This is a genomic window from Amycolatopsis sp. NPDC058340 (assembly GCF_042723975.1).
In the GTDB taxonomy this organism is placed as follows: Bacteria; Actinomycetota; Actinomycetes; order Mycobacteriales; family Pseudonocardiaceae; genus Amycolatopsis.
In genome coordinates, this window is sequence record NZ_JBHXIB010000005.1 from 231,963 (window position 1) to 256,790 (window position 24,828).

A 24,828-nucleotide genomic window follows, 5' to 3' on the forward strand; every position below is an offset into this window, starting at 1 on the left:
GTCACTCCTTGATCGCGGCCGCGGCGGATGCCGTGGCCTTCTTCTTGGGCCTGAGGAACAGCGGCAGCACGATCGCCACGTACGCGATCCACGCGACGGCCTGCACGACCGTCGTCTGCTGCGAGTAGTTGAAGATCCCCTTGAGCAGCGCGCCGTACCAGCTGTCCTCCGGAAGGACGGCCGACGCGTCGAACGCGAGCGTGGTCAACCCGGGCAGGAAGGCGGCTTCCTGCAGGTCGTGCAGGCCGTAACCGAGGACGCCCGCCGCGACGAACACCAGCAGGACACCGGTGATCGTGAAGAACTTGCCGAGGTCGAACCGGACCGCGCCGCGGTAGATCAGGTATGCCAGGACGACCGCGACGAGGATGCCCGCGCTGAAGCCGATCAACGGTTCCGTCGTGCCGCCCTGCGCGGTCTGCACGGTGGAATAGAAGAACACCGCCGTCTCCAGCCCTTCGCGCCCGACGGCGAAGAAGGACAGGACGAGGACCGCGACCGGGCCGACGTCGAGCGCTTCGTCGAGCTTCCCGCGCAGTTCCGCGGCGATCGTCCTCGACGCCTTGCGCATCCAGAAGATCATCGCCGTCACGAAACCGACCGCGACGATCGACAGCGTGCCGCCGAGCAGCTCCTGCTGTTCGAAGGTCAGCTGGGCGGTGGAATAGGTGAGGATCGCGCCGACCCCGACCGACAGCGCGACCGCGACGCCGACCCCGAGCCACACCCAGCGCAGCGCGTGCCGTCGTTCGGTCTTGACCAGGAACGCGACGAGGATGCTGACGACGAGGGCCGCTTCGAGGCCTTCGCGTAGGCCGATGAGCGCGCTCGCGAACCACACGTCGTTCTCCCTGGTCGTGTCGGCTGAACCTCCTGGTTTTAGGTAAGGCTTCCCTGAAAGTCCAGGGGGAGTGACACGCTCCTGAACTGGACGAAACGCTTGAAGAGACCTTGATCGGGCGGGATGATTTGAAGATTTCCCAGGTCAGCGTGACATCGGTGGTTCACATAACGAATCGGCCGCCGAAGACCGGCCACCGATTCGCTTTACCCTCAGTTGGCTTCGTAAGCCGAATGGGTCATCGCCCGGAAGTGTGGCGAAGTAACCTGTCCGGGTGGCCGAAACCGCCCAGAGCACCGACGCCCCGGAGCATCCAGCGCGCCCTCTGCCGCCGTACGTCCCCAGGCTCGCCTTCGCGGGCGGGCTCGTGCTCACGGGCGTGGTGCTGATCATGACGGTCGGGGTGAACCGGCCGTCCGGGGAAGAGCCGCCTCCGCCGCCCCAGCCCCAGCCCGCGCTCGCGGTTCCCGACCAGAAGCCGCAGCCGGGGGTGGCGACGCCGCGTGCCGGGCTCGCCGCGCCGCCCGACCGGCCCACCGTTTCCGACGCGGCCGAATTGGAGACTTGGGCGAAACGGGTGGCCGCGAAGACCCGGCTCTCCGTCACCGATCTGTCCGCCTACGGCCGGGCCGAGATGTGGCTCCGGCGGCAGAAACCGGGCTGTCATCTCTCGTGGGCGACCCTCGCCGGCATCTCCCACGTCGAGACGGCGCAGGGCAGGCCCGGCCCGATCACGCTCCCGCCCGAGATCTGGGCCAAGCACTCCGCCCGGGCCAGGAGCGACGGCAAACAGCCGGATCCGAAGGACCTCGACGACGCCGCCTTCGCCACCGCCCGCTACCTGTGCGCCGCCGGCGACGACGTCGCCACCCCGGACGGCTGGTGGAAGTCCATGCGGGTCTTCAATCCCGCGGTGCCCTACGTCCAGGAAGTGTTCAGCGCGGCCGACACCTACGCGGACGCCAGCGTCGCGCCCTGATCTTCGAGCACCAGATCGAAGTTGAGCGCGGCCGCCATCCGGTAGGCGTCGCCCGCCGCGACGACGAGCTGCGCCATCGGATCGACGACGTTCCCCGCCGCCCAGACGCCGTCCACGTTCGTGCGGCCCTGCGCGTCCACCGCGATCGAGCCGCTTTCGGTGCGGGCGCAGCCGACCTGGGCGAGCAGCCGGTCGTGCGGGACGAACTTCGGGCCGACGAACACGACGTCGCGTTCGACGAATTCGCCGTCGACGAGCCGGACGCCGGTCAGCCGGTCGTTCTCGACGGCGAGCTCGGCCACCTTCCCGTCGACGATCCGGATGCCCAGCCCGGTCAGCTTCGCCCGGTCTTCGGCCGAGAGCTGCTGTGTATGCGTGAAGAAGGTCAGGTCCTTGCTCCACTGCCAGACGATCAGTGCCTGGTGGACCGACTTGTCGGACGTGGCGAGCACGCCGAACCGCTGATCGCGCACCTCCCAGCCGTGGCAGTACGGGCAGTGCAGCACGTCGGCGCCGAAGCGCTCCGCGACACCGGGGATGTCCGGCAGTTCGTCGGCCAGCCCGGTGGTCACCACGATCCGGCGGCCGCTGACCACCCGCCCGCTCGCCAGCTCCACCGCCTTGTCGTGCCGCAGCCGGTGGACGACGTCGTCGACGATCTCGACGCCGTACGCGCGGACTTCGTCCCGGCCTATCTCCAGTAGTTCTTTGGGCGGGATGCCGTCCCTGGTCAGGAAACCGTGGGCGTGCGCGGCGGGCGTGTTGCGCGGGGTGCCACCGTCGATCACGACCACCTTGCGCCGCGCCCTGCCCAGCACCAAAGCCGCGCTGAGCCCCGCGACGCCACCACCGATGATCACCACGTCGAATTCTTCGTTCATGGTCCCGAGCATCCGGATCTCTTCGAAAGTTGGCAAAGTTCATTGCCGATTTGGCAAACTGGGGGCATGGAGGACATCGAACGGCGGCTCGCCGAGGTCGGCCCGAAGCTCAAGGCCCTGCGCAAGGAACGCGGCACCACCCTCTCCGCGCTCTCGGAGGCGACGGGGATCTCCGCCAGCACGCTCTCGCGACTCGAATCGGGCACGCGGAAGGCAACGCTGGAGCTGTTGCTCACGCTGTCGGCGGCCCATCAGGTCCCGCTCGACGAACTGGTCGGCGAACCCGAACCCGCCGATCCGCGGGTCCGGATGAAGGCGCAGAAGTTCGGCCGGTTCACCGCGTGGGCGCTGACCGCGCAGCCGGGGCAGCCGCAGGCGTTCAAACTGCTGATCCCGGTCGAGGACATCGAGCCGGTGCAGCGCACCCACGAGGGCTACGAATGGATGTACGTCCTCAGCGGACGGTTGCGGGCGTTGCTCGGCGATCGCGACTTCACGATGGGCCCCGGCGAGGCCGCCGAGTTCGACACGCGGGTGCCGCATTGGTTCGGCAGCGCGGGGCCGGGGCCGGTGGAGCTGCTGGTGCTGTTCGGCAAACAGGGCGAACGGGCGCATCTGCGGGCCAGGTCGAAATGAGGCGCCCGGTCAGTCGCGCAACGCGATCCTCGCGTTGACCTCGCTGATCGCTTCCAGGTACTCCGGGATCGGGTGCATCGCCGACGCTATCCGCATCTGCGCGAGCGCCTCGGTCAACCGGCCGAGGCGCTGGAGGGTCCGTCCGAGTACGAACCGCGCGTAATGATCGGTGGGATCCAGCTCCAGCACCCGGGTGAAGGCACGCTCCGCCCGTCGCAACTGTGCGGAGTGGAAGTACGCGCGGCCCGCCAGCAACTGAACGCTCGGTTTGTCGGTTTCGTGCTCGAGCAAGGGCTCCAGTGCCTTGAGGGCGTCGAGCGGCCTGCGGCTTTCGACCAGCGCCTCCGCCTGCCGGAAGGCGCGGAACCGAGACTCGCCGGACGAGTCCTCACCGGGTTCTGGGGCGGGTTCGGCATCCATCATGGTCCGCTCCACGATACGCCTGGGCAGGGCCGATCTCGACTGCTGAAACGGTCATGGTGGACTGTCCTGCCATGAGCAGTACCGAAGCGGATAGGCCCGAAAACGAGCCCGGATACCTCGGGCTCGTGCCGTACCTCTACTACGCCGACGCCACCGAGGCGGTCGCGTGGCTGGTCAGAGTATTCGGGTTCACCGAAGAAGTGCGCTTCGCCGACGCCTCCGGAGAGGTGTTCCAGGCCACGCTGTGCGCCGGTCCGGCCAAGATCCAGCTGGCCGGGGTCGGCCCCGAGTACTGGCAGGCCAAGGGTGTCGACGGCCCGGTCGGGCAGCTGAACATCGTTTACGTCGCCGACGCCGACGCGCAGTACGAGCGGGTCCGCGCCGCGCTGGGCGACGACGCCGACATCGACGCGCCCCAGGACCAGCCGTACGGGGCCCGCGTGTTCACCGTCTCCGACATCGGCGGCAACAGCTGGACCTTCTGGCAGCAGTTCTCCGACACCGTCGAGCTTCCGTCGGGCTGGAAGGAAGTCCGGGCGGACGAAGCGGCCGAGGAGTAGGTCCGGATCGGCACCGATGTGGCGCGTGCCTCCAACGGGTGAACTGCGGTGACGGCTAGGCTGGGCCCGGTCACCGCAGGCACAACCCACATGAGGAGCATGGCGTGGCGCTCATCGAGCAGGTAGGCGCTCGCGAGATTCTGGACTCGCGAGGCAACCCGACGGTCGAAGTGGAGGTGGCTCTCGACGACGGCACGCTGGCGCGGGCCGCGGTCCCCTCGGGTGCGTCCACCGGCGAACACGAAGCCGTCGAGCTGCGTGACGGCGACACCGGCCGGTACAACGGCAAGGGTGTCGAGCGCGCGGTCGCGGCCGTCCTGGACGAGATCGGCCCGGACCTGGTCGGCACCGACGCCGTCGACCAGCGCATCGTCGACCAGAAGCTGGTCGACCTCGACGGCACGCCGGCGAAGTCCCGCCTCGGCGCGAACGCCATCCTCGGCGTTTCGCTCGCCGTCGCGAAGGCCGCCGCGGAGTCGGCCGAGCTGGAGCTGTTCCGCTACCTCGGCGGGCCGAACGCGCATGTGCTGCCGGTGCCGATGCTGAACATCCTCAACGGTGGCGCGCACGCCGACACCGATGTCGACATCCAGGAATTCATGATCGCGCCGATCGGCGCCGAGTCGTTCCGCGAGGCCCTGCGCTGGGGCACCGAGGTCTACCACTCGCTGAAGTCGGTCCTGAAGGGCCGCGGCCTGGCGACCGGCCTCGGCGACGAAGGCGGCTTCGCGCCCAGCCTGAAGAACAACCGCGAAGCGCTCGACCTGATCCTTCAGGCGATCGAGAAGGCCGGGTACGCCCCGGGCCGTGACGTCGCGCTCGCGCTCGACGTCGCCGCGACCGAGTTCTTCTCCGACGGCGCGTACACCTTCGAAGGCGCGAAGAAGAGCGCCGAGCAGATGTCCGCCTACTACGGCGAGCTCGTCCGCGACTACCCGCTCGTGTCCATCGAGGACCCGCTGAGCGAGGACGACTGGGACGGCTGGGTCCAGCTGACCACCGAGATCGGCGAGAAGGTGCAGCTGGTCGGCGACGACCTGTTCGTCACCAACCCGGACCGCCTCGAAGAGGGCATCACCCGCCGCGCCGCCAACGCGCTGCTGGTGAAGGTCAACCAGATCGGCACCCTGTCGGAGACCCTCGACGCGATCTCGCTGGCCACCTCCTACGGCTACAAGTCGATGATGAGCCACCGGTCCGGCGAGACCGAGGACACCTTCATCGCCGACCTCGCCGTCGCGACCGGTGTCGGCCAGATCAAGACCGGCGCCCCGGCGCGCGGCGAGCGGATCGCCAAGTACAACCAGCTGCTCCGCATCGAGGAGACCCTCGCCGACGCGGCGCGCTACGCCGGCGACCTCGCGTTCCCGCGGTTCAGCGCCGAGGGATAACGAACGATGGCGGACCGGGGGAGGGCGCGGACCCGTCGTAGCGGGCGCGCGAGCGGTGGCGGCTCCAGCAGGGGCCGCCGTCCGGAGCGTGCCCGTCGCACGACGACGACGGAGGTCCGCGCCCGAACCCGGCTGCGCCGCAGCCTGGCGGCGAAACGGGCATCGGGCGCCGCGAAGGTGCTCGGTATGTCCACCACCCGCCGGGCCGCGGTGGTGGCGATCGTGGTGTGCGCGCTCGCGTTCACCATCGCCGTTCCGCTGCGGACGTACCTCAGCCAGAAGTCCGAGGTGAACGAACAGCAGCAGCTGCAGTCCGAGCTGCAGCGCAGCGTCACCCAGCTGGAAGGCCGCAAGGCCGAGCTGAGCGATCCGGCGCAGATCGAGGCCGAGGCCCGCAAGCGGTTCGGTTTCGTGAAGCCCGGCGAGACGCCGTACATCGTGCAGCTCCCCGAGGACAAGGCGCCCGAGCAGGGACAGCCGCAAGGTCAGCAGCCGGTGCCCGCGGGCTCCTGGTACGAGAAGCTGTGGGATCAGGTCGCGGGCGGCTGAAGGGGACCTTCACCGCGTGAGACGCGGTGAAGGGAGCTTTCACCACGTCCTATGCGGGGAAAGCGTCCTTCAGCCGCGCGTTAGCCTTATGGGTGTGAACAGCACGGAAAAGTCTTCCTTCGAGCCTGTGACCGACGCCGACCGCGAGATCATCGCGGAACAGCTCGGCCGGGCCCCCCGTGCGCTGCGCGCCGTCGCCGCGCGCTGCCCGAGCGGCCACCCGTCGGTCGTGCAGACCAGCCCGCGTCTCGACGACGGCACGCCGTTCCCCACGCTCTACTACTTGACCTGCCCGAAGCTGACTTCGATGGTCGGCACGCTCGAAGCGTCCGGGCTGATGAAGGAGATGACCGACCGGCTCGCGGAGGACCCCGAGCTGGCGGCCGCCTACCAGCGGACCCACGAGAGCTACCTCGCCGAACGCGACGCCATCGACTCGCTCGGTCACGAGGTCAGCGCGGGCGGGATGCCCGGCCGCGTCAAATGCCTGCACGTCCATCTCGCGCACACGCTCGCGGTCGGTCCCGGTGTGAACCCGTTCGGTGACGAAACCCTCGAGTTGCTCAAGGCGAACGGATGGCCATCGGGCGACTGCCAGGGGTAACACCGGCCGCTGGTGTACAGATAGTTCCTCCAGGCGGGTTAATTCACCCGATGTCGGCCAACTGGTCGTCCTCAATGGGGTGAAACCGGTCACCGCATGCGGCAGGCTGTGTACCAGTTGCCGGGGCGGGTGTACCGGATCGCCGCGTCGTGATCCGTCGGGAGGGGTTCAGGGGTATGCGCGTGAGGCAGGTGCCAGGCGCGGTCTCCGGTCATGTCCGGAGACTCTGTCTCCGGCACCGCACGATCGCCGCGGTGACCGGAGGTGTCCTCGCCATCGTCCCGGCCGGTGCCGCGGTCGTCGGTACCGGCAGCTGGGCCGCGACGGCGAGCACGGTCCATACCGACAACGTCGCCCTCGTCGGCGGCTACGACCCGAAGAACCCGCTCGTCCAGCAGATCGGCGTCGACGGCAGCCTGCCGAACGCGCCGACCCCGCTCCCGCTCCCCGCGGACGAACTCCCCAACGGACCGCTCGGCATCCCGGTCACGGCGCTCGCCGCGTACCGCAACGCCGCCGACATCCTCATCGCCGAACAGCCCGGTTGTCATATCGACTGGGCGTTGATCGCGAGTATCGGCCGCATCGAGTCCAACCACGCGCGCGGCGGTTTCGTCGACGCGAAGGGCAACACCCTGGAGCCGATCCTCGGCCCGCAGCTCAACGGCGCCGGGCCGTTCGCGGCCATCCCGGACACCGACGGCGGCAAATTCGACGGTGACACGGTGTGGGACCGCGCCGTCGGCCCGACGCAGTTCATCCCGTCCACGTGGAAGGGCTACGCCTCCGACGGCAACGGCGACGGCGAAGCCAATCCGAACAACATCTTCGACGCGGCGCTGGGCACGGGCCGGTACCTGTGCTCCGGCGGCCTCGATCTGTCGAAGCCGGATCAGCTGCGCGCCGCCGTGTTCCGCTACAACAACTCGGACACGTACGTGAACACCGTGCTGATCTGGGCCGAGGCCTACCGCACGGGCGTGCTGCCGACGCCGGACAGCAAGGTGCCGATCGGCGCCCCGAACGCCGGTGCCGCTCCGCCGCCCGTGTCGGTGCCGCCGCCTCCGACGCCGTCGACGCCGCCCGGTTCGGTGACGCCGCCGCCGTCGAGTTCGCTGCCGCCGAGCAATTCGGGTTCGTCGTCGTCCAAAACGCCGACGACAACCCCGAAGCTGCCGCCGTGCCCGACGGTCACCGAGACGGAGACGCAGTCGTCGTCGACCTCGAACACAAGCACGAGTCCGACGACCACGACGCCGACTCCCGCGCCGACCTGCACGTCGCCGACGACGACCACAACGACGACGACGGTGTCGTCGACGAGCGGTTCCAAGACGCCTTGATCGCATTGACTGTCCATCCATGCCCCCGCCACCACCCTCGACGGAGAAGCTCCGCTCCGCTGTAATCTCCGGGGCATGCCTCGTGTTGCCGCGATCGACTGTGGGACCAACTCCATCCGCCTGCTCGTCGCCGAGCTGACGCCCCGCCACGACGGGACGGTCGACCTGCGCGACCTGCACCGCGAGATGCGGATCGTCCGCCTCGGCCAGGGTGTGGACGCCACCGGCAAGCTGGCGCCGGAGGCGCTCGAGCGCACCCGCAAGGCGCTGGCCGACTACACGATCGCCGCGCGCCGCAAGGGCGTCGAGAAGGTCCGCATGGTCGCGACGTCCGCGACCCGTGACGCGAGCAACCGCGACGAGTTCTTCGCGATGACGCGCGAGGTGCTCGGCACCGAGGCCGAGGTCATCAGCGGCGACGAAGAGGCCCGCCTGTCCTTCACCGGCGCCGTCGGCGAGCAGGATCCCGACGACGGCCCCTTCGTGGTGGTCGACGTCGGCGGCGGCTCGACCGAGCTCGTGGTCGGTACCTGGGACGGCCGCCAGGCCGAGGTCATCGCGGCCAAATCGGTCGACATCGGCTGCGTGCGGATCACCGAACGCGCGTTGAAATCCGACCCGCCGACCGCGGCCGAGATCGCCGAAGCCCGCGAGCTGGCCGCGAAGGTGCTCACCGAGGCTTTCGACGTCGTCGACGTGTCCACCGCCAAGACGTGGATCGGCGTCGCCGGGACGGTCACGACCCTGACGGCCGTGGCACAGGGCCTGTCGGAGTACGACTCCGAGCGCACGCATCTTTCGAAGCTCTCCCACGCCGACATCGACCGGGTCGCGCAGTCGCTCCTCACGGCCGACCACGCCACCCGCGCCGCGAACCCGGTGATCCACCCGGGCCGGGTCGACGTGATCGGCGGCGGCTCGGTGATCGTGCAGGTGCTGGCGGAGCAGTTCGCCACGCGCGGTGGTCCCGACGAGCTCGTGATCTCCGAGCACGACATCCTCGACGGGATCGCGTTGTCGTTGGCCTGACAGTCGGGTTTTCTCTTACGTGAAGCCATTTCTTTAGGTGATCAAGTGGTGACCTCCAGTCCGGATTGAGCCATTCGGCCCAGCCTGGTTCCTACCAACGTTGTGCTCTAACCGGGTGGTCCGGGAGACCGTCACACATTTGCAACACCAACGCACTGTGATCGGCTTCACCTGTCCCATAGCGTCGTCTCACCTTCTGGGCGGTAGGGCGCGACCAGCGCCCGCCGGACGATCCGACGACGAGAGTTGGAGGGGACATGCGGGCTTCACGCGGGTTCTGGGGAGCGACGGCGGTGGTGGCCACGGCGGCCCTGCTGCTGACGGCCTGTGGGGGTGGTGGGTCCGGTGAGAACAAGGGATCCGGCGCCACCGACGCCAACGCGTCGGTTTCGGTCTACGGCACCGAGCCGGAGAACTCGCTGATTCCCGCCAACACCAACGAGCTCGGTGGCTCCAAGGCGCTCAAGCCGGTCTTCTCGGCGCTGGTCGGCTACAAATCCGACACCGCCGAGCCGTACAACCTGATGGCCGAATCGATCAACACGACCGATTCGAAGGTCTTCGACATCAAGATCAAAAAGGGCTGGAAGTTCCACGACGGGACCGAGGTCAAGGCCAAGAACTTCGTCGACGCCTGGAACTACAGCGCGAACGGCAAGAACGGCATGCAGAACGCGTCGTTCTTCGAGCAGATCCAGGGCTACGACGAGATCAGCGCCAAGGAACCCGCCGTCCAGACGATGTCCGGGCTCAAGGTCGTGAACGACTACGAATTCCAGGTCACCCTCAAGGGACCGTTCTCCGTTTTCGCCACCAAGATCGGTTACCTCGCCTTCGCGCCGCTGCCGGACAAGTTCTTCGCCGACCCGGAGGGCTTCGCCAAGGCCCCGATCGGGAACGGGCCGCTGAAGTTCGTTTCGCGCACGCCGAACCAGAACATGAAGCTCACGAGGTTCGACGAGTACCAGGGCGAGGACAAGGTCAAGTTCAAGGACCTGGAAGTCCGCATCTACACCAGCCAGGAGACCGCGTACCAGGATCTGCTGAGCAACCGCCTCGACTTCATGGAGGCGCTCCCGCCGGCGGCGAAGGCCGGTGGCAAGTACAAGACCGACCTCGGTGAGCGTCTGGTCGAAGGGAAGCTGCTCGGTATCAGCGCGCTCGCCCTCCCGTACTACGTCCCGGGTTACAACAACCTCGACCTGCGCAAGGCGATCTCGCTGGCCATCGACCGCGAGCAGATCGTCAAGACCGTCATGAACGACACCTACGCGCCCGCCGACGGCTACGTGTCGCGCGGTATCGAGGGCTACCGGCCCGGTGTCTGCGAGTTCTGCAAGTTCGATCCGGTGAAGGCCAAGGAGTTCTTCGCGAAGTCCGGCTACACCGGCAAGCTCACCATCGCTTCCAACGCCGACGGTGGCCGCAAGGAGCCGCTGGTCGCGGCGTGCAACAGCATCAAGAACGCGCTCGGCGTCGAATGCGACTTCGTGCCGGCGACCGACTTCGGGCAGTGGCGCAGCATCGTCAACAACCGTCAGCTGACCGGCATGGGCCGGTCCGACTGGTCCGCCGACTACCCGTCGATCGAGAACTACCTGAACCCGCGCTACAAGAGCACCGGTTCGTCGAACGACTCCACCTACAACAACCCGGCCGTCGACGCGCTGCTGACCCAGGCGGACCAGACCGCCGACAAGGCGGCCGCGATCAAGCTGTACCAGCAGGCCGAGGACCTGATCGCGAAGGATCTGCCGCAGATCCCCGTGTGGGAAGAGAAGGGCGTCGGCGGCAAGTCGAACCGGCTCAAGGTCGCGAAGCTCGACTTCGGCCGTCTCGCGGACTACTCGTCCATCGAGGTCGCGGCGAAGTAATCGCGTGGTCGTGCCGGCCGGGAGCGCATCGCTCCCGGCCGGCCGGACCCACGGCTCCCACCACGCGATCCCCAGGACGGCACGCCCATGCCCCAGTACGTCCTCCGACGCCTACTTCAACTCATCCCGGTCTTCTTCGGAACGACTTTCCTCATCTACGCCCTCGTGTGGGCGGTGCCCGGTGACCCGTTCGCCGGCAAATGCGGTCAGGTCGCCTGCCCGCCCGCCTACATCGAGATGATGACGGCGAAGTTCAATCTCGACGATTCGATCTTCGTCCAGTACTTCAAATACCTCGGCAACCTGTTCACCGGCGACTGGGGCGAGACCTTCAACGGTGTCTCGGTCGGCGAACTGATCGGGAACGCCTACCCGGTGACCGTCCGGCTCGCCCTCATCGCGGTGGCCATCGAAGCGATCATCGGCCTGTCCGCGGGCATCCTGACCGGCCTGCGCGGCAAGGGTTTCCTCGACAACCTCGTGCTGATGTCCACCACGTTCCTGATCTCGATCCCGGTGTTCGTCACCGCGATCGTGCTGCAGATCGTCCTCGGTTCGGAACTGGGCATCATCGACGCGAGCGTGTCCGAGGACGCCACGATCGGCGAACTGATCGTGCCCGGAATCGCGCTCGGCAGCCTTTCCATGGCCTACATAGCCCGGCTGACCAGAACGAGCATCGCGGAGAACCGGCACGCCGACTACGTCCGCACGGCCGTCGCGAAAGGACAGCCGCGCAGCCGGGTCGTCGGTGTGCACCTGCTCCGGAACTCGGTGATCCCGGTGCTGACCTTCATCGGCACCGACATCGGCGCGCTCATGGGCGGGGCCATCGTCACCGAAGGCGTGTTCAACATCAACGGCATCGGCGGGCTCATCTTCCGCGGTATCCAGAACCGGGAGGGCGCCACCGTCACCGGCGTCGTCGTCCTGCTGGTGATGGTCTACCTGCTGGTGAGTCTCATCGTCGACCTGCTCTACGCCGTTCTCGACCCGAGGATCCGTTATGACTGACCCCAATGTGGCCGGCGGGGTGTCCTCTGTGGACGTCGCGAGCGCCGGTGTCGCCGACGATTCCGCGGTGGCGCACAAACCGCGCAGTCTCGGCGGCGACGCGTGGCGGATGCTGCGCAAGCGGCCGTCGTTCATCATCTCCGCCGTCATCATCGCGCTCGTCGTGCTCATCGCGATCGCGCCCGACCTGTTCAGCTCCCGGCCCGCCGGGTTCAGCGATCTGCTCCACGCCAACGAAGGACCGTCCGCGGACGCCTGGTTCGGTTACGACAACCAGGGCTACGACGTCTACGCGCGGACCATCCACGGCGCGCGGGCGTCGCTGCTGGTCGGGGTCTTCGCGACGATCCTGACGATCCTGATCGGTTCGGTGGTCGGGATCATCGCCGGGTACTACGGCCGTCTCGTCGACAGCCTGTTCTCGCGGGTGGGCGACATCTTCGCGGCACTGCCGTTCGTGCTCGGCGCGATCGTCATCCTGACCACGTTCAACGCGCCCGGCTCGAATCCCGGTGTGGTCACCATCATCGTGCAGGTGGTCGTCTCGATCGCCGCGCTGAGCTGGCCGGTCGCGATGCGCATCATGCGGTCGGCGACGCTGGTGGCCAAACAGCTCGACTACGTCAAGGCCGCGCGCGGTCTCGGCGCGAGCACGCCGCGTATCGTGTTCCGGCATCTGCTGCCCAACACGGTCGCGCCGGTGCTGGTCTACGGGACCATCGCGCTCGGCGCGTTCATCGGCGCGGAAGCGACGCTGGCGTATCTCGGTGTCGGTGTGCGGCCGCCGGTCGTCTCGTGGGGCGTGATGATCAGCGACGCGCGGGACTACTTCCGGGTGAATCCGCACATGCTGTTGTTCCCCGCCGGGTTCGTGACCATCACCGTGCTCGCGTTCGTCATGCTCGGTGACGGCATCCGCGACGCGCTCGACCCGAAGGCCCGGTGATCGGTGTGACCGAAGAATTGCTGCTGGAGGTGGAAGACCTCCACGTCGAATTCCGCACGTCCGACGGTGTCGCGACCGTGCTCAACGGGGTCGACTACTCCGTGCACGCCGGGGAAACCCTTGCCGTGCTGGGAGAATCCGGTTCCGGCAAGAGTGTCACGGCGCAGACCGTGATGGGCATCCTCGACAGCCCGCCCGCCGTCGTCACCGGCGGCGCGGTCCGGTACCGCGGCGAGGACCTGCTCACCGCCACCGAAGAGCGGCGGCGTGAGGTGCGGGGCGGGGAGATCGCCATGATCTTCCAAGACGCGCTGTCGGCCTTGAATCCCGTGTTCACCGTGGGCTTCCAGATCGAGGAGCAGCTGCGGGTCCGGCTCGGAATGTCCAAAAAGGACGCCCGGAAACGGGCGATCGAACTGCTCGACATCGTGCGTATCCCGGCGGCCGCCCGCCGGGTCCGCGAGTACCCGCACCAGTTCTCGGGCGGGATGCGGCAGCGCGCGATGATCGCCATGTCGCTCGCGCTCGACCCGGATCTGCTGATCGCGGACGAGCCGACGACCGCGCTCGACGTCACCGTGCAGGCCCAGATCATGGACCTGCTGGCGGAGATCCAGGCCGAACGGCGGATGGGGCTGATCCTGATCACGCACGACCTGGCGGTGGTCGCCGAGGTCGCCGACCGGATCGCCGTGATGTACGCGGGCCGGATCGTCGAACAGGCCGACGTCGCCGAGCTCTTCCGTTCGCCGGGGCATCCCTACACCGAGGCGCTGATGGCCTCGCTGCCGCGGCTCGACCTCAAAGGACAGACGCTGGAGACCATCAAGGGCCTGCCGCCGAGCCTGCTGAACGTCCCGCCCGGCTGCCCGTTCCATCCGCGGTGCCCGCGGGCGGAAAGCCGGTGCGAGACCGAACGGCCCGCCCTGCACAGTCTCGGTTTCGGCCGGGTCAGTGCCTGCCACTTCGCCGACGAGGTGGTGAGCGGCCGTGTCTGAGCCCATTCTGCGGGTCGAGAACCTGGTGAAGTACTTCCCGGTGCGGGCCGGGATCCTCTTCAAACGCACCATCGGGCACGTGAAGGCCGTCGACGGGGTCTCCTTCGACCTGATGCCAGGGGAAACGCTGGGCGTCGTGGGGGAGTCCGGCTGTGGCAAGTCCACGCTGGCCCAGGTGCTGATGCGGCTGGAGGAACCCACGGGCGGGCTCGCGACCTTCGAAGGCCGCGACATCTTCGCGTTGCGGGGAGCCGAGCTGAGGAGGCTGCGGCGTGAGATCCAGATCGTGCTGCAGGATCCGTACACCTCGCTGAACCCGAGGATGACGGTCGGCGACATCATCGGCGAACCCTTCGAAATCCACACCGAAGTGGCGCCGAAGGGCTCGCGGGCGGCGAAGGTGCGGGAGCTGCTCGACGTCGTCGGATTGAACCCCGAGCACATCAACCGCTATCCGCACCAGTTCTCCGGCGGGCAGCGTCAGCGCATCGGGATCGCGCGGGCGCTGGCGTTGCGGCCGAAGGTCATCATCTGCGACGAACCGGTGTCCGCGCTGGACGTTTCGATCCAGGCGCAGGTGATGAACCTGCTCGGTGAACTGCAGAAGGAATTCGGCCTTTCCTATGTGTTCATCGCACACGATCTGTCCGTTGTCCGTCACCTTTCCACGCGAGTGGCGGTGATGTATCTCGGCAAGATCGTGGAAATGGGGACGGAAGAGGAGATCTACGAACATCCGTCGCATCCCTATACCCAGGCGTTGCTGTCCGCGGTGCCGGTCGCGGATCCGGCGTTGCGCGGGCAGCGGCAGGTGATCCGCCTGGAAGGCGACGTGCCGAGCCCGCTGGATCCGCCGTCCGGCTGCCGGTTTCGCACGCGATGCTGGAAGGCGCAGGACATTTGCGCGGATCAGGAACCCGAATTGATCACCCGGTCGGGCGGGCATTTGTCCGCCTGTCATTTCGCGGAAGAGAAAACCGTCGTCCCCTGACTTTCGTAGGGACTTCGTTGATACGCGGCGATGGCTGACGTAGTTTGCACGAATAGTTTTCTTCAGGAGGCAGGAAGTGAAAAAGCCAAGATCTCTCGTGATCGCGCTCGCGGTACCGCTGTTCGGTGCAATCGTGGCCGCGCCGACGGCTTCCGCGCAGCCACAGCTTTCCGGTGCGGCGACCGAATTCTCCGTCCTGGCCCGTGAAGGCCAAAGCGTGGCCTCGGTGGAAAGGGCGATCCGCGCCGCCGGGGGCACCGTGGTGACGAGCAACGCCGCGGTCGGCCTGATCACCGCGACCGCGCCCGCCAACGGTTTCGCGGAACGGGTCGCCGCGGACCGCGCGGTTTTCGGTGCCGCCAAAGCGAAGGCGATCGGCACCGCGCCGAAGCAGGGCAAGGTGAAGGACAAGCCGGGTGCCGTCGAGAAGGAGGGCCGCGGCGGCGCGTCGGCCAAGAAGCCGGTGCAGGCGAACGCCGTCGGCATGGACCCGCTCGACGATCAGCTCTGGGGCCTCAAATCCGTCCGGTCGGACCTTTCGCGTACCAAGCAGCCGGGTGACAAGCGGGTGAAGGTCGGCGTCATCGACACCGGCGTCGACGGCAGTCACCCGGACATCGCGCCGAACTTCGATCGCGCGGCGTCGCGGAACTTCACGAAGGACATCGTCACCGACGTGAACGGCGCCGTCGTTGACGGGCCGTGCGAGTTCCGCGGCTGTGTCGACCCGGTGGACCACGACGACAACGGGCACGGCACGCACGTCGCCGGCACCATCGGCGCGGCCGCGAACGGTTTCGGTGTCTCGGGGGTCGCCCCGAACGTGACGCTGGTGAACCTCCGCGCCGGGCAGGACTCGGGCTCGTTCTTCCTGCAGCCGACCGTGGACGCGATCACCTACGCCGGCGACGCCGGGGTGGACGTCGTGAACATGAGCTTCTTCACGGATCCCTGGCTGTACAACTGCACCGCGAACCCCGCGGATTCGGCTGAGCAGCAGGCCGAGCAGCGCACCATCATCGAGGCGACGACCCGCGCACTGAACTACGCGCACCGCAAGGGCGTCACCCAGGTCGTCTCGCTGGGCAACCAGCACAGCGACCTCGGCGCCCCGCAGCCCGACGCGTCGAGCCCCAACTACCCTTCGAACAGCACGCACCCGCGGCAGATCGACAACGCGAGCTGCCTCTCGCTGCCCGTCGAGGGCCCGCACACGATCGGTGTCTCGTCCTTCGGCCCGTCGCAGGCGAAGGCGGACTACTCGAACTACGGCGTCGAGCAGATCTCGGTGTCCGCGCCCGGCGGATACTTCCGTGACTACTTCGGCACCCCGTGGCACCGCACGAACGAGAACATGATCCTCTCGGCGTACCCGCGCAACGTCGGTGTCGCGGAGGGCATGATCGACGCGGACGGGAACCTCACGCCCGACGGTGTCGCCGCCGGTATCCAGAAGGCGACCGCCGCCGACGGCCGCGTCGGCTACTACCAGTGGCTGCAGGGGACGTCGATGGCGTCGCCGCACGCGACCGGTGTCGCCGCGCTGATCGTTTCGCAGTACGGCAAGGGTTCGCGTGACTTCGGGATGAACCCGGACGCCGTGCAGCGGGTGCTCGAAGGCACCGCTTCGGACATCGCCTGCCCGACGCCGCGGACCGTCGACTACCTGAAGGAAGGCCGGGACGCGTCGTTCACCGCGACCTGCACCGGTGACGCTTCGTTCAACGGCTTCTACGGCCACGGTGCCGTGGACGCCTGGTCGGCCGTGACGCGCGGGTCCCAGTACCTGCGCGGCTGATCGCTGTGTCTCGTGAGTGGTAAGGACGGTTCTAACCGTCCTTACCACTCACGAGTATCCGGCTACTTTCCGGAAGCGGCCTTGATGAACTTCGCCAGGTCCTTCGCCTGCCGCACCCGCGACTCCTCGTGCACGTACATCATGTGCCCGGCCGGGTAGTACGCCGTGTCGATGTTCTCCCGCAGCTCCTCGGGGATCTGAAGGCGCGCCAACACGTGCTCCGAAGCGAAGTACGGCGTCGCGCCATCGTAGTGACCGAAGGCGACATGCACCCGAAGATGCGGGTTCGCCCGCATGGCCGACGCGAGCGAGTCCACAGAGGACACCGAGCGCCCCTCGAAGTCCGAGTACGACCAGGCCTTGAAGACGTCCGTCGACAGGATCTCGTACGGCAGGTCGTTCTCGTAGCCGAGCTCGGCCCGCACATAGTGGTTGAGCCCGCCCGTGTAGGCGCCGATGATCCGCGAGATCGACGGGTCGTCGCTCATATGCTCGCGGCCGCCGTCCGGCTCCCAGGTGGTGAACCGGCCGTCCATCCGCCCGACGACCAGACCCTTGTCCCGCAACAGTTCGGTGAAGTACCGGACGTGCTCGATCCGCAGGTTGACCCGGTCCACATAGGACTCGCTCAGTCCGGTCAGCGATGCGAGGGTCGCCACCGCTTCCGCACGGTCCTGTGTGGACAGACGAGCGCCGCGTGCGAGCGCCCAGGGGAGTTCCTTGGCCGCGAAGTCCTCGGCGTCGGCGAGGACGTCGTCGAGCGGCCGGTCGCCGTGGAGACCGTGGTAGTGCGCGATCGCCGCGTACGTCGGCACGTAGAGCGAGTACGGCAGGTCGTTGCCCTCGGTGAACCGCAGCGTGCCCAGATCAAGCACGGACGAGATCAGCAGGAGCCCGTTGAAGTACATCCCGTGGCGTTCCTGCAGATGCGACGCCAGCCCGGCCGCGCGGAGCGTGCCGTACGACTCGCCTGCCAGGAACTTCGGCGACAGCCAGCGCTGTTTGCGCGAGACCCACAGCCGGATGACCTCGCCGATGGACTCGATGTCGGCGGTGTACCCGTGGTACTCCTTGGCCGCCTCACCGTCCACGGCGCGCGAATAGCCGGTCGACACCGGGTCGATGAACACCAGGTCGCTGTGCGCCAGCAGGGTTTCCTGGTTGTCGGTCAGCCCGTAGGGCGGCGCGACCGGGTCGTCGACATCGCCCGAAAGCACGCGGCGCGGGCCGAGCAGGCCCATGTGCAGCCAGACACTCGCCGAGCCGGGCCCGCCGTTGAACGCGAACGTGACGGGGCGCGAGCCGGGCTCCGCGTCGTCGAGCGTGTAGGAGGTCAGGAACACCTCGGCCTTGGCCTTGTGGCCTTCGGACTTGCCGTCGGTGACGACCTCCTTTCGCAGCACGATCCGCCCGGTTTGGGCGGTATAGGCGAGCTTCTTGCGCTTGAGCGTCAGCGTGTGCTTCGTGGTGACCAGGTCGTCGGTCGGCTCGACCTTGGTTTCCACCGACGGGGTGTCCTTCTCGTCGGTGGCCTTCGCATCGGGATTGGTGTCCGGCATGCCTCCAACTTACTGGCAGTCTGTAGGAGTGGACATCGTCACGGCGCATGATCGCCCGGGCACGCCCCGGCAGGCGATCGAGATCCAGGAAACCCTGCGTGGCCTGGTCGATCTCGAAGATCGCTGTCCACAAGAGATCGTCACGGTCACCGGGCTGGACGTCGCGTACGACGAGGACAGCGGCCTCATCGCCGCGGCCGCGGTCACCCTCGAGACCTCCGGATTCCGCGTCGTGGAGAAGCGATCGGTCGTTTCCCGGGTTTCGTTCCCGTACGAACCGGGCCTGTTCGCGTTTCGTGAGCTTCCCCCGCTGCTCGACGCCCTCCGCGCGCTCGAGCACGTGCCGGATCTGCTGGTCTGCGACGGGCACGGCCTGGCGCATCCGCGCCGGTTTGGGCTCGCCTGCCACGTCGGCGTCGTGACCGGCCTGCCGTCCATCGGGGTCGGCAAGACCCGGTTCGTCGGCGAACACGACGAGCCCGGCGGCGCGCGTGGCTCGCGGGCGCCCCTGCTGGACGAGGGCGAGGTCGTCGGCGCGGTCCTGCGCACCCAGGACGGCGTGAAGCCTGTTTACGTCTCCGTCGGCCACAAGATCTCGCTGGACAACGCGTGCCGCCAGGTGCTGCGGCTGGCCCCGTCGTTCCGTCAGCCGGAGACGACCCGGCACGCCGACCGCCTCGCCCGTGACACACTGAAAGAAGCGTTATGAGGTTCCGTTCGCTCGCCGAACTCGACGCCGAGGTCGTGGACTGCCGTGCCTGCCCGCGGCTCGTCGCCTGGCGCGAAGAGATCGCCGTGGTCAAGCGCGCGGCCTTCGCCGGCGAGACCTACTGGGCCCGGCCGGTGCCCGGCTTCGGCCCACCGGACGCGTCGCTGGCGATCGTCGGCCTCGCTCCTTCGGCACATGGTGCGAACCGGACCGGACGGCTGTTCACCGGTGACCCGTCCGGCGACGTCCTCTTCAAGGCGCTTCACCGGGTCGGAGTCGCCTCGCAGCCGACGTCGACCCATATAGGTGACGGGCTCGAGCTGCGAGGGACCCGGATGGTCTCCCCGGTGAGATGCGCGCCACCCGCCAACAAGCCCACACCTGAGGAACGGGAAACCTGCCGATCGTGGCTCGCGGCCGAGCTCACGTTGCTCAAGCCGACGCTGAAGGCCGTGGTGGTGCTCGGCGCGTTCGGCTGGCAGGCGCTGCTGCCGGTGCTCGCGGAGGCGGGCTGGCCGGTGCCCGCGCCACGCCCGAAATTCGGTCACGGAGTCGAAGTGGAACTCGGCGACCTGCGCCTTTTCGGCTGTTATCACGTGTCGCAGCGCAATGTCCAGACCGGGCGCCTGACGCTTGACATGGTGTGCGACGTCCTGGCCGCCGCGACCTCGGCGGCGGGCTTGAACTGAATCGGTGCGGAAACCGTGGCGACGCTGGTCACAGCCGGATGGGGTCTGCGAGCGATCTCAGCAGATGGGTGCGACTATAGGAATATGGCTGGTGTTAAGTCGGAACCGACACGGATCCTCGTCCTTGGTGGTGGGTACGTCGGGCTCTACACGGCGTACGGGCTCCAGAAGATGCTCCGGGCCAACGAAGCGTCCGTGACGGTCGTTGATCCGCAGCCGCACATGACCTATGCCCCCTTCCTGCCCGAGGCGGCGGCCGGTGCGATCGAACCGCGGCACGTGGTCGTGCCGCTGAGGCGCGTGCTCAAGCGCTGCCACGTGCTCACCGCGCGCGTGACGAAGATCGAGCACGAGCGCAAAGCCGTGACGGTCGAGGCCGCCGACGGGCACGTCGAGCAGCTGAACTACGACGTCCTCGTGGTCGCGCTCGGCGCCGTCGCGCGCATCCTGCCGATCCCGGGCCTGGTCGAAGAGGGTATCGCCTTCAAGACCATCGGCGAGGCGATCTACCTGCGCAACCACGTCATGACGAAGCTCGACGAGGCCGCCAGCACGCTCGATCCCGAGCAACGCAAGCGCCTGCTGACGTTCACCGTCGTCGGCGGCGGGTTCGCCGGTATCGAAGCGCTCGCCGAACTCGAGGACATGACCCGGTTCGCGGTGGAGAACTACTACCCGAACCTCAAGGTCGAGGACATCCGCTGGGTGCTCGTCGAGGCCGCCGGGCGGATCCTTCCCGAGGTGCGCGAGACGCTCGGTGTGTACACCGTCGAGCAGCTCGAAAAGCGCGGCATCGAAGTCTATTTGTCGACAGCGGCGAAGTCTTTCGAGAACGGCCACGTCGTGCTCTCGGACGGCACCGAATTCGACACCGACACGATCATCTGGACCGCCGGTGTGAAGGCGAACCCGGTGCTCGCCAGCTCGGACCTGCCGCTCGACAAGCGCGGCCGGGTCGAGGCCACCGCCGCGATGCAGGTCGTCGGGCACCCCGACGTCTGGACCGCCGGTGACAACGCCGCCGTGCCGGACCTCTCGCGCACCGAGCAGGACCCGACCGCGACCTGCCCGCCGAACGCGCAGCACGCCGTCCGTCAGGCGCGGCTGCTGTCGAAGAACATCATCAAGGTGATCCGCGGCGGCAAGCCGAAGGACTACTACCACAAGAACCTGGGTGCGGTGGCCAGCCTCGGCCTGCACAAGGGTGTCGCCGACGCGCTGAACCTGAAGATCAAGGGCTTCCCGGCCTGGCTCTTCCACCGCGCGTACCACCTCAAGGCGATGCCGACGTGGAACCGCAAGATCCGCATCCTGTTCGACTGGATGCTCGGTGGCCTGTTCCGGCGTGAGGTCATCTCGCTCGGCCAGATCAACAACCCGCGCGAGGAGTTCGACCGGCTGTCGAAGTCCTGATTTCGTAAGTCCGTGAGGGCCTCCTTCCCTACCTTGAACGTAGGGAAGGAGGCCCTCACGGCGTTTAAGGTGCCGGTGCAGGCATTCCGGAAGTCCGTACCCGCTGTCCCGCTCGCGACCGGTCTGACTCCCGCAGACCTGGCGAAGCACGTTTTGGAGAGGATCGAGCGCGACAACGCGCACGCGCGATCCCGGAAGAGGCGTTTCCGCTGGCGCGCGGTGTCGATCAGGCTTCTTCTGCTCGCGCTGTCGGCGGCGTCCACGATCATCCTCGGGTTGCAGAACCTCAACGGGTGGACCGGTGTCGCGTTCGCCCTCGTCGCCGTGACGACGGTGGTCGGCGCGCTCGAACCTTTCTTCGCCTGGCGTTCCCTGTGGGTTCTCATGGAAGAGGTCCAGTTCCGGCTCTACCGGCTCCGTGACGAGCTCAGCTTTTACATCGCGTCGACCCCGCCCGAACGGATCGATCCCCGGCTGATCAACGAGAAGTTCGAGGAGTACCAGGCCGTGTGGAATGAGCTCGGGCTCCGTTGGCTCGAATATCGGCGTACTGAAGCAGCGAGCTGAGGGGTATCGCCTAGGCTTATCGTGCCCCGGTAGCCCAACTGGCAGAGGCAGTCGACTTAAAATCGACACAGTGCGGGTTCGATCCCCGTCCGGGGCACCAACGGACACGCGGTGTTCCGCTCTGTGGACATGCTGGTCCGCGCGGTCGGCCGCTGCCGACAATGATCCGCATGACCGGAACCGGCCTGACCGACGAAGCCATTTACGACCGCACGCGGATCGAGCAATGGCGGGCGGGGAAGGCGCTGTCGCGGCGCGGGATGCTCCGGCTCACGGCCGGCGGCTCACTCGCGCTGACGGCGTTCGGTGCGTTTCCGTCCGGGACGGCGTCGGCGGCCACACCGATCGTGAAGCCCTTGCCGCCGGAGATCTTCGAGGTCTACGGCACCAATGCGGAGACGCGCTGGGAGGCGATGAGCGGTCAGGGCTATCTGACCCCGGTCGAACGGTTCTTCGTGCGGAACCACACCGCCACTCCGGCGATCGACGTCGGCACTTGGCGGCTGAAGCTCTTCGGGACCGGGCTGAGCGGAGGGCCGGTCGAATTCAGCTATCGAGATCTGCTCCGGCTGCCTTCCGAGACGATCACTTCCGCCATCGAATGCGCGGGCAACGGGCGGAGTTACTTCACCAGCCAGCAGGGCCAAACGGTGTCGGGCACGGCCTGGAAGCTCGGCGCGATCGGCGTCGCGCGCTGGCGTGGTGTCCGGCTTTCCACGGTGCTGGCCAAGGCGGGCCTGACGCGGAACGCGGTGGACGTCCTGCCGGAGGGGCTGGACGCCGATTACGTCACCGGTGGGGTCAACCTGGGGAAGGTACGCCGCCCGCTGCCGGTCGCGAAGGCGCTGCAGGACGTTCTGCTGGCGTACGAGATGAACGGGCAGCCATTGCCGCCGGACCACGGCCATCCGGTGCGGCTCGTCGTGCCCTCCTGGGCCGGGATCTCGTCGATCAAATGGCTGGGGCGTATCGAAGTCTCGGAAACGCCGCTGGTGTCGCCGTGGAACACGCAGTACTACCGGCTGCTCGGGCCGGACTATCCGGCGGAGGGCACGCTCGTGACCCGGCAGGTGGTCAAGAGCGCGTTCGAACTGCCATGGAACGCCGGGTTCGCGGCGGGCGGCAGGCAGATGCTGCGTGGCCGTTCGTGGTCGGGCAACGGCCGGATCCGGCGGGTCGACGTCGATACCGGAAGCGGCTGGCGGCAGGCGAAGTTCGTGGGCGCGGCCGCGGATCGAGGGTGGCAGCGCTGGGAGATCCCTTGGCGCGCCGGTGTTCCCGGTGTCCATACACTGCGGGCGCGAGCCACGGACATCACCGGTGCCACGCAGCCCGAGGCGACCCCGCACAACACCCAGGGCTACCTGTTCGACGCAGTCGTCCGTCATCCGGTCCGGGTGGTGTGAGATGACGCAGTCGGTCGCGGTGAGTGTCGAGCCGACCGTCGAGCTGACCCTGGCGTTGCGGGTGAGCACCGACTCCGAACACGCCGCCACGATCGCCGCGCGCCTGCTTGAGTCCTTTGAGGACACTGTCGGCGTGACGTTGACGGCACGGACCGTCCAAACCGGTCAGGTCGTCGAACTCGCCGGACGACGGCGATCCGGTGAGCCCGCTCCGCCGTTGCGCATCGAGCCGGATTCGCGGCGAGTGCTGCTGCGCGGGGAGGTACTGGAGTTCACCAGGCTGGAATTCGACCTCCTGCTGTTCCTGAGCCGGAATCCGGACCGGGTCTTCGACCGCATCACCCTGATGGAGCGGGTGTGGGGTCTGTCCGGCGGCAACGGGCGGACCGTGGACGTCCATGTCCGCAAGATCCGCGGCAAACTGGAACCCGTGCTGACGCCGATCGCGACGGTGCGCGGGGTCGGTTACCGGTTCGACGGGGCGGGCCAGGTGCTCATCGCGGATTGAGAATGGCCGTGGTCCGCTGGTGCGGACGAGCCGCGGGCCTGGCCTTGGGTGCAGCCGGACATGATCAGGCCGCAGGCGAGACCGCTCGCGAAGGTCAAGCCGACCACTCGCGCGGCAACTCTGAGTGTTGACCGGATCTCCATCCTGCCCCCTTCTCGTCATGTTGACGATTACCTTTCTGAAGGTATCGCCGGCCGGTGGTTAACGTCAAGTTGACGATAAAGGGGTTCAGGTTCGCAGCATCGCGGGATGGAGGATCGTGGCCGGTCCGCGGCGGTAGAGGGCCGCTGGGCGACCCGCCTGTCTGGTCACCCGTCCGCCGGTCGGGGTCAGGAAGCCCGGCACGCTGGTTATCTTGCGATGGAAGTTGCGGGGGTCGAGCTTCTCGCCCCAGACGATCTCGTAAACCTGCCTCAGGTCGGTGATCGTGAACTCCGGAGCGCAGAAGGTGGCGCCCAGGGTTGTGTATTCGAGCTTGTTTCGGGCGCGTTCCACGGCATCGGCGATGATCTCTTTGTGGTCAAAGGCCATCGTCGCCTGTGGTCGCAGGACCTCGTCGACGGGAGTCAGGATCGCCTCGCGCGCGTCGCCGCCGGCCGAAGGGGCCGGAAGGTTCGGAGTGAAGGCCAAGTAGCACACGCTCACCACTCGGCCGCGTGGATCACGGCCGAGGCCTCCGTAGGTTTTCAGCTGCTCCAGATGTAGATCTTCCGCGCGCAGGCCGGTCTCTTCCGTGAGTTCACGGGCGGCCGCGGAATCCAGATCCTCGGCGGTGGATTCCAGGAAGCCGCCGGGTAGGGCGAGCTCGTCCTCGAACGGCGGGATGCCCCGCTTCACCAGCATGATCTGCAGGGAGCCCGCTTTCACCGTGAGGATCGCGAGGTCGACCGCCACTGTGATCTCGGGGATCGTCCAGTCGTCATCAGGCATCCTGGCCGCCTTCTGTCGAGGTTTCGGCGACGAGCGTGGGCGAGGTTTTGTGTCCACCTGGGACAGTCTAGCCTCGCGCAGAGTAATCGTCTAATTGACGAGAATGGTGCTGCTCCGCTACGGTGCATGCTGCACCAAGCACTCCCACAACACGGTCGGCCGGCCCCGTCGTCCTGGCGGGCGACCGCAT

Annotated in this window: 25 protein-coding genes and 1 tRNA gene; 21 read left to right on the forward strand and 5 right to left on the reverse strand. The window is 67.6% G+C overall.

What is annotated here, in order from left to right; genetic code table 11:
* Position 1: 1 nt before the first annotated feature.
* The gene (gene efeU / locus ACFWIW_RS09360) at positions 2-841 is read right to left on the reverse strand and encodes an iron uptake transporter permease EfeU (protein WP_378367966.1); all 840 of its coding nucleotides are present in this window, start codon (positions 839-841) and stop codon (positions 2-4) included.
* A gap of 274 nt (positions 842-1,115) precedes the next feature.
* On the opposite strand from efeU, the gene ACFWIW_RS09365 reads away from it, so the two are divergent.
* On the forward strand, positions 1,116-1,820 hold the full coding sequence (locus ACFWIW_RS09365; RefSeq protein ID WP_378367967.1) for a murein transglycosylase: 705 nt from the start codon (positions 1,116-1,118) through the stop codon (positions 1,818-1,820).
* Here ACFWIW_RS09365 and ACFWIW_RS09370 read toward each other — a convergent pair.
* Positions 1,793-2,713, reverse strand: coding sequence for an NAD(P)/FAD-dependent oxidoreductase (locus tag ACFWIW_RS09370; RefSeq protein ID WP_378367968.1), 921 nt, complete (start codon positions 2,711-2,713; stop codon positions 1,793-1,795). The genes ACFWIW_RS09365 and ACFWIW_RS09370 overlap by 28 nt on opposite strands.
* 54 nt (positions 2,714-2,767) lie before the next feature.
* Between ACFWIW_RS09370 and ACFWIW_RS09375 the strand changes: the two genes are divergently transcribed.
* Positions 2,768-3,337 (forward strand): helix-turn-helix domain-containing protein, encoded by a 570-nt coding sequence (locus ACFWIW_RS09375; protein WP_007028810.1) that lies wholly within the window; start codon positions 2,768-2,770, stop codon positions 3,335-3,337.
* A 9-nt stretch (positions 3,338-3,346) separates the two neighbouring features.
* On the opposite strand, the gene ACFWIW_RS09380 is transcribed toward ACFWIW_RS09375, so the two are convergent.
* Entirely contained in the window at positions 3,347-3,760 is a 414-nt protein-coding gene (locus tag ACFWIW_RS09380) for a tetratricopeptide repeat protein (protein WP_378367969.1), read from the reverse strand.
* Positions 3,761-3,831: 71 nt separating this feature from the next.
* Here ACFWIW_RS09380 and ACFWIW_RS09385 point away from each other — a divergent pair, with 71 nt between their 5' ends.
* The 12 genes from ACFWIW_RS09385 to ACFWIW_RS09440 all read left to right on the forward strand — a co-directional run bounded on the left by ACFWIW_RS09385 (position 3,832) and on the right by ACFWIW_RS09440 (position 16,857).
* The gene (locus ACFWIW_RS09385) at positions 3,832-4,320 is read left to right on the forward strand and encodes a VOC family protein (RefSeq protein WP_378367970.1); all 489 of its coding nucleotides are present in this window, start codon (positions 3,832-3,834) and stop codon (positions 4,318-4,320) included.
* 104 nt (positions 4,321-4,424) lie between these two features.
* Complete coding sequence (gene eno, locus ACFWIW_RS09390; RefSeq protein WP_038508280.1) at positions 4,425-5,711, forward strand: phosphopyruvate hydratase; 1,287 nt, start codon at positions 4,425-4,427, stop codon at positions 5,709-5,711.
* A 186-nt stretch (positions 5,712-5,897) separates the two neighbouring features.
* Positions 5,898-6,260 carry a septum formation initiator family protein gene (locus tag ACFWIW_RS09395; protein WP_123799156.1) on the forward strand — a complete coding sequence of 121 codons (363 nt, stop codon included), beginning with the start codon at positions 5,898-5,900 and terminating at the stop codon, positions 6,258-6,260.
* Between the two features lie 88 nt (positions 6,261-6,348).
* Entirely contained in the window at positions 6,349-6,864 is a 516-nt protein-coding gene (locus ACFWIW_RS09400; protein WP_370641842.1) for a DUF501 domain-containing protein, read from the forward strand.
* Positions 6,865-7,040: 176 nt separating this feature from the next.
* Entirely contained in the window at positions 7,041-8,207 is a 1,167-nt protein-coding gene (locus ACFWIW_RS09405) for a lytic transglycosylase domain-containing protein (protein ID WP_378367971.1), read from the forward strand.
* A 75-nt stretch (positions 8,208-8,282) separates the two neighbouring features.
* Positions 8,283-9,236 (forward strand): Ppx/GppA phosphatase family protein, encoded by a 954-nt coding sequence (locus ACFWIW_RS09410; RefSeq protein WP_037342450.1) that lies wholly within the window; start codon positions 8,283-8,285, stop codon positions 9,234-9,236.
* A gap of 257 nt (positions 9,237-9,493) precedes the next feature.
* Positions 9,494-11,110, forward strand: coding sequence for an ABC transporter substrate-binding protein (locus tag ACFWIW_RS09415; protein WP_378367972.1), 1,617 nt, complete (start codon positions 9,494-9,496; stop codon positions 11,108-11,110).
* An 87-nt stretch (positions 11,111-11,197) separates the two neighbouring features.
* A complete protein-coding gene (locus ACFWIW_RS09420; protein ID WP_378367973.1) occupies positions 11,198-12,124 on the forward strand; it encodes an ABC transporter permease in 927 nt (308 codons plus the stop codon).
* A complete protein-coding gene (locus tag ACFWIW_RS09425; RefSeq protein WP_240599704.1) occupies positions 12,117-13,070 on the forward strand; it encodes an ABC transporter permease in 954 nt (317 codons plus the stop codon). Before ACFWIW_RS09420 ends, ACFWIW_RS09425 begins: the two co-directional genes overlap by 8 nt.
* Before the next feature lie 5 nt (positions 13,071-13,075).
* Positions 13,076-14,068, forward strand: a complete 993-nt coding sequence (locus ACFWIW_RS09430) for an ABC transporter ATP-binding protein (RefSeq protein WP_378367974.1) — start codon at positions 13,076-13,078, stop codon at positions 14,066-14,068.
* Positions 14,061-15,059, forward strand: a complete 999-nt coding sequence (locus ACFWIW_RS09435) for an ABC transporter ATP-binding protein (RefSeq protein ID WP_037340729.1) — start codon at positions 14,061-14,063, stop codon at positions 15,057-15,059. The genes ACFWIW_RS09430 and ACFWIW_RS09435 overlap by 8 nt, the downstream gene beginning before the upstream one ends.
* 76 nt (positions 15,060-15,135) lie before the next feature.
* On the forward strand, positions 15,136-16,857 hold the full coding sequence (locus ACFWIW_RS09440) for a S8 family serine peptidase (RefSeq protein ID WP_378367975.1): 1,722 nt from the start codon (positions 15,136-15,138) through the stop codon (positions 16,855-16,857).
* Between the two features lie 62 nt (positions 16,858-16,919).
* Here the strand turns inward: ACFWIW_RS09440 and ACFWIW_RS09445 are convergent, their stop codons facing one another.
* Entirely contained in the window at positions 16,920-18,416 is a 1,497-nt protein-coding gene (locus tag ACFWIW_RS09445; protein ID WP_378367976.1) for a S10 family peptidase, read from the reverse strand.
* Positions 18,417-18,444: 28 nt separating this feature from the next.
* On the opposite strand from ACFWIW_RS09445, the gene nfi reads away from it, so the two are divergent.
* The 7 genes from nfi to ACFWIW_RS09480 all read left to right on the forward strand — a co-directional run bounded on the left by nfi (position 18,445) and on the right by ACFWIW_RS09480 (position 23,708).
* Entirely contained in the window at positions 18,445-19,125 is a 681-nt protein-coding gene (gene nfi, locus ACFWIW_RS09450) for a deoxyribonuclease V (protein ID WP_378367977.1), read from the forward strand.
* The gene (locus ACFWIW_RS09455; RefSeq protein WP_378367978.1) at positions 19,122-19,814 is read left to right on the forward strand and encodes a uracil-DNA glycosylase; all 693 of its coding nucleotides are present in this window, start codon (positions 19,122-19,124) and stop codon (positions 19,812-19,814) included. The genes nfi and ACFWIW_RS09455 overlap by 4 nt, the downstream gene beginning before the upstream one ends.
* Before the next feature lie 84 nt (positions 19,815-19,898).
* The gene (locus tag ACFWIW_RS09460) at positions 19,899-21,227 is read left to right on the forward strand and encodes an NAD(P)/FAD-dependent oxidoreductase (RefSeq protein WP_005155795.1); all 1,329 of its coding nucleotides are present in this window, start codon (positions 19,899-19,901) and stop codon (positions 21,225-21,227) included.
* A 75-nt stretch (positions 21,228-21,302) separates the two neighbouring features.
* The gene (locus ACFWIW_RS09465; RefSeq protein ID WP_378367979.1) at positions 21,303-21,794 is read left to right on the forward strand and encodes an SLATT domain-containing protein; all 492 of its coding nucleotides are present in this window, start codon (positions 21,303-21,305) and stop codon (positions 21,792-21,794) included.
* Between the two features lie 23 nt (positions 21,795-21,817).
* A tRNA-Leu gene (locus ACFWIW_RS09470) sits at positions 21,818-21,894 on the forward strand.
* A gap of 70 nt (positions 21,895-21,964) precedes the next feature.
* Complete coding sequence (locus tag ACFWIW_RS09475; RefSeq protein WP_378367980.1) at positions 21,965-23,200, forward strand: sulfite oxidase; 1,236 nt, start codon at positions 21,965-21,967, stop codon at positions 23,198-23,200.
* Between the two features lies 1 nt (position 23,201).
* Complete coding sequence (locus ACFWIW_RS09480) at positions 23,202-23,708, forward strand: winged helix-turn-helix domain-containing protein (RefSeq protein WP_378367981.1); 507 nt, start codon at positions 23,202-23,204, stop codon at positions 23,706-23,708.
* Between the two features lie 228 nt (positions 23,709-23,936).
* Here ACFWIW_RS09480 and ACFWIW_RS09485 read toward each other — a convergent pair whose 3' ends face one another.
* Positions 23,937-24,638, reverse strand: coding sequence for an NUDIX domain-containing protein (locus ACFWIW_RS09485; protein WP_378367982.1), 702 nt, complete (start codon positions 24,636-24,638; stop codon positions 23,937-23,939).
* Positions 24,639-24,828: the final 190 nt, after the last annotated feature.